Annotated in this window: 3 protein-coding genes; all 3 read left to right on the top strand. The window is 70.6% G+C overall.

Features of this window, described 5'->3' with window-relative positions; all coding sequences use genetic code 11:
- Window positions 1-457 precede the first annotated feature (457 nt).
- A complete protein-coding gene (locus A8M77_RS34660; RefSeq protein WP_086926002.1) occupies window positions 458-898 on the top strand; it encodes a DUF2141 domain-containing protein in 441 nt (146 codons plus the stop codon).
- A gap of 10 nt (window positions 899-908) precedes the next feature.
- Window positions 909-2,408: a carotenoid oxygenase family protein gene (locus tag A8M77_RS34655; protein WP_086926001.1), complete on the top strand. Its 1,500-nt coding sequence runs from the start codon at window positions 909-911 to the stop codon at window positions 2,406-2,408.
- A gap of 134 nt (window positions 2,409-2,542) precedes the next feature.
- On the top strand, window positions 2,543-4,705 hold a 2,163-nt coding region (locus tag A8M77_RS34650), incomplete at its 3' end, for a galactose oxidase-like domain-containing protein (protein WP_086926000.1).

The following is a 4,705-nucleotide window of genomic DNA, read 5'->3' as shown; positions in this document are numbered from 1 at the left end:
CCCTTGCACAGCAGGGAACCAAGAAAATGAATAAGCGATTGCATCGCGCGGCGTTGAACACCACGCGATGCAATCGCTTATTCATTTTCTTGGTTCCCTGCTGTGCAAGGGAGACCAAGCTTATGGCTTCAGCGTTATCGCTGCCTCGCTCCCGTTGCGAGGCGCGATTCTGGGGGCGTTTGGCTCAGGCCAAATCTCGTTTTGTGTCGCAGCAATGCACAGTGCCCAGCCCAGCTGAAGCTTCAGCCTCCCGCACCCGCATCCCCCGGCTTCCGCGTGGGCGCGAGCAAACCCAAGTTCCAGGCGCTCACCTGGAAGGCCGGTTCTTCAGCGGCCCGCTTCACACCCGCCCGCCGCGTTTCGGCACGGGCATCCCGCATTTCGTCGCATCGCGCTGGGCACAAGCCGGCGCCTGCGCGATCGTGCAGGCCTCCCAGCTCAACACCAGAGGCCCGACATGCCGACTTCCGCCCTCCCCGCGCGCCGCACCGGCCTGCGCACCCTGTTCGCCACTGCCCTGCTCGCGCCGCTCGGCGCATTCGCCGCCGACCTCCAGCTCAGCGTGGTCGACGGCCCGGGCGCGCCCGCCACGCTCTACGTGGCGCTCTTCGACAGCGCCGAGAGCTACGACGCCAACAAGATGCTGGCCGCGCAGACCGTGCAGATGAAGGCCGGCACCGCCCGCCTCGCCTTCCCTGGCCTGGCGCCTGGCCGCTACGCACTGCGCGTATTCGCCGACGAGAACGGCAACGGCAAGCTGGACACCAACCTGATGGGCCTGCCTACGGAGCGCTATGGCTTCTCCAACGATGCCAAGGGCAACCGCGGCGCGCCGGGCTTCGATGCCGCCGCCATCCGGGTCGATGCCGACCTGCAGACCGTCATCCACCTGCGCTGAAGGAGCCGCCATGCAAAGACGCGAACTGCTTCGCCTGCTGGCCGGCGCCGGCGCGACACCCTGGCTGGCCTCGCTGGTCCACTCCGGCGAGCCCTCGGGCTGGCAGGCCGAATTCGAAGCCTCCGAGGCTCCCTGGAAGCTCGGCTTCGAAACACCGCCGGCCGACCTGCCCGAGGCCGCGGCCACGGTGCGCGGCCGCTTCCCCGACGCGGTGGCCGGCACCCTCTACCGCATCGGTCCGGCCGGCCACGACCTGGGCGGCGAGCGCTATCACCACTGGTTCGACGGCGACGGCATGGTGCAGCGCTTCGCCATCGAAGGCACGCGGGTGCGCCACCAGGGCCGCTACGTGCAGACCGCCAAGCGCGTGGCCGAGCAGCGCGCCGGCCGCCGGCTGACCGAGGCCTTCGGCACCGTGCCGCCGGGCGTGGAGCCGCCGACCTCGGCCGATGCCATCAACGTCGCCAACACCAGCGTGCTGCCGCTCGCGGGCGAGGTGCTCGCGCTGTGGGAAGGCGGATCGGCCACCCGCATCGACGCGCGCACGCTGGACACGCTGGGCCCGAAGACCTGGCGCGCCGACCTGGCGGGCATGCCCTTCTCGGCCCATCCCAAGGTCGATCCGGACGGCACCGTGTGGAACTTCGGCGTCGGCGCCAGCCAGGGCCTGCTGGCGCTGTACGAGATCGCGCCCGAGGGCGCATTGCGCCGCGCCGCGGTGCTGCCGGTGGCCGACCTGCCCATGGTCCACGACTTCGCGCTGACCGAGCGGCACCTGGTCTTCCTGATGCCGCCGCTGGTCTACGACGGCAAGGGCAAGCCGGCCGGCAGCTCCTTTCTCGATGCCCATGCGTGGAAGCCCGAACTCGGCATGCGCGCGCTCGTGGTGGACAAGAAGGACTGGAACCGCCGCCGGATGCTCACGCTGCCGACGGGCTTCCTCTTCCACGTGGGCAATGCCTGGGAGGAACCGGGGCCGCAGGGCGGCGCGCGCATCCACGTCGACTACGTGCGCTCGGACAGCGCGGATGCCGTCTTCACCACCAACCGCGAACTCATGCGCGGGCGCCGCGTGCGCAGCCCCGAGCCGCACCTGACCGTGGCCACGCTGGACCTGGGCACGGGCCGGGCCACGCAGGAGCTGCTGCCGCTGGATGCCGAGTTCCCGCGCATCGATCCGCGCCGCACCGGCCTGCGCCACCGCCGCGTGGTGCATGCCACCCAGGTGACGAAGGAACGGCCGGGCTTCGCCGCCGTCGCGTACACCGACGTGGAGACCGGCCGCTCGCAGCGCTTCGTGTACGGCGCGCAGGCGATGGTGGAGGAGCACGTGCTGGTGCCGGACGGCCGCGGCCCGGGCTGGATCCTGGGCACCGTGCTCGACCTCGCACAGCGGAAGACCGTGCTGTCCTGCTTCGCGGCCGACCAGCTGGCCGCCGGCCCGGTGGCGCAGGCCGTGCTGCCGCGCGCCTTGCCGCTGGGCCTGCATGGGGTGTTCGTGCCGGCCTGAACGCGCTCGCTGCAAGACGCGGCTAGGCGCCGGATGCTAGTCTTTACTTAGGTCTTTAGGCCTACCCACATTGGTGGAAGTCGGCGGGGAATGGAGAACATATAACTCTTCCGTTCTCATCACGGGAGTGGGGTATGCCAAGCACCGCACCGGATCCCCCCGCCTCGGGCTTCAAGTGGATCGCCTTGTGGGCACCGCTGGTCATCACCGCATGCGGCGGTGGCGGCGGCGATGGCGCAGGCCTTGCCGCTGCACCCGCCGGCAGCGCCGGAAAACCGGAATCCACGCCGGCCGCCCAGGCGAGTTCAGAGCCGCCCGCCAAGCCCACGCCGATCAGCAAGGCCGTCCGCACCCTGGAAGACCTCGCCCGTCAGCGCGAGCTGGAGCGGGACCGCGTCGCGCCCATCGACCGGGGCGACGGCGCCCCCGGCCAGCAGCCCGGGGCCGCGACGGCCGCTGCCGCGGCGGCAGCAGCAGCGGTGGCGCCCAACGTCGGCGGCCAATGGGCCGCGCCGATCAATTGGCCGATCAACCCCATTCACACGGTGCTGACGCCGGACGGCAAGGTGATGAGCTACGGCACCGACCCGGCCGGCGCGCAGGGAGCGCAGCTCTACTACGACGTCTGGACGCCGGCCACCAACGCCCACAGCCTGCTGCAGCACACCACCCGCACCGACCTCTTCTGCAGCGCGCAGGCGGTCCTGCCGGCCTCGGGCCAGGTGCTGCTGGCCGGTGGCGACACGCGCGGGGTGACGCCGACCGTGATCAACAACGGCGTACGCGACGTCAACCTCTACGACCCGGCTGCCGCCACCATCTCGCCCGGTCCGCCGATGCAGTACGCGCGCTGGTACGGATCGCTGGTCCCGCTGGCCGACGGCCGCATGCTGGCGCTGGCCGGCATCGACGGCACCGGCGCCGGCGCCGGCGTGCCCGAGATCTACCGACCCACCCTGGGCTGGCTGACCCTCTCGGCCCAGCCCGACTGGCCGGGCGACTGGTTCTACCCGCGCGCGGTGCTCGCGCCGAACGGCCGCGTGCTGGTGGCCAGCAACAACCGGCTGTTCAGCATGAACACCGAGACGCCCTTCATCACGCAGATCGGCACGCTGCCCAAGGTGCTGAACTGGTCCATGCCCTGGGCCATGTTCGACCGAGGCAAGATCCTGCTGATCGCGGAAGACGGCGGCGCGATGGTGGTGGACTTCAACGGCAGCGTGCCCATCGTGACCTCGGTGGCCGGCCCCGGCGCCAACCGCATCTGGAGCACGCTCACCGTGCTGCCCGACGGCAAGGTGCTGCTGACCGGCGGCTCGTCGGTCTACAACGAGCTGGTCAACACCGCCTTCAGCGCGATGATCTGGAACCCCGCGACCGGCCTGTGGACCACCGGCAATGACGCACAGAAGGCCCGCCTCTACCACTCCAGCGCGATGCTGCTGCCGGACGGCACCGTGCTTTCGGGCGGCGGCGGCTCGCCGGGGCCGGTGGTCAACCTCAACGCCGAGATCTACTCGCCGCCCTACCTGTTCGACAGCACCGGCGCGCGAAGAACCCGCCCGCTGATCAACACGACGCCCTCGCAGCTCACGCTGGGCACCAACTTCCGCGTCACCGTCGCCTCGTCGCGGCCGATCCAGCGCGTCACGCTGGTGCGCACCGGCTCCGTGACGCACTCCACCGACTTCGGACAGCGCTTCCTGCAGTTGCCCTTCACCCAGGCCAGCGGCAGCGCGAACGTGGACATCACGCTCAACGAGAGCCCGAACATCCTGCCCATCGGCTACTACCTGCTGTTCGTGATCGACAACGCCGGCGTGCCCTCGGTCGGCAAGATCCTGAAGCTGGGTGGCAGCATGACCCAGGTCGCCAACCAGGGCCAGTCCTTCACCCTGCCCGCCTCCACCGTGGTCGAGTTCGGTACGGGCGGCAACTGGATCCCGAAGACGGTCACCGGCAGCGTGAGCTGCAAGAGCGATTTCTTCGGCGGCAATCCCTCACCGACCGTCACCAAGGCCTGCCGCGTGCTGGCGACCAAGGCCTCCGGCGTGACGCCCGGCAGCGCGCCTGCGACGACCGACCGCACCGTGGCCAGCCAGGGCGGCAGCTTCACCACGACGAGCGCGACCCTGGTGAGCTACGGCGCCGACCGGCGCTGGGTCGACAAGGTCGTGAACGGCGCGGGCGCCTGCACGGCCGCCTTCTTCGGCAGCGATCCAGCGCCGTCGGCCGCGAAGATCTGCGTGGCGGACTCCGGCGCGGCACCGCCGGCGCCGCCACCACCTCCCCGCCAC

The sequence above is a fragment of the Variovorax sp. JS1663 genome, from assembly GCF_002157355.1.
Lineage (GTDB): Bacteria > Pseudomonadota > Gammaproteobacteria > Burkholderiales > Burkholderiaceae_C > Variovorax.
The sequence above is the reverse complement of the archived record's forward strand: the minus strand, read 5'-3'. Positions and strand labels throughout refer to the sequence as shown.

Coding starts and splice junctions, on each gene's coding strand:
- A8M77_RS34655 (WP_086926001.1), top strand. CDS start 909: ATGCAAAGACGCGAACTGCTTCGCCTGCTGGCCGGCGCCGGCGCGACA.
- A8M77_RS34660 (WP_086926002.1), top strand. CDS start 458: ATGCCGACTTCCGCCCTCCCCGCGCGCCGCACCGGCCTGCGCACCCTG.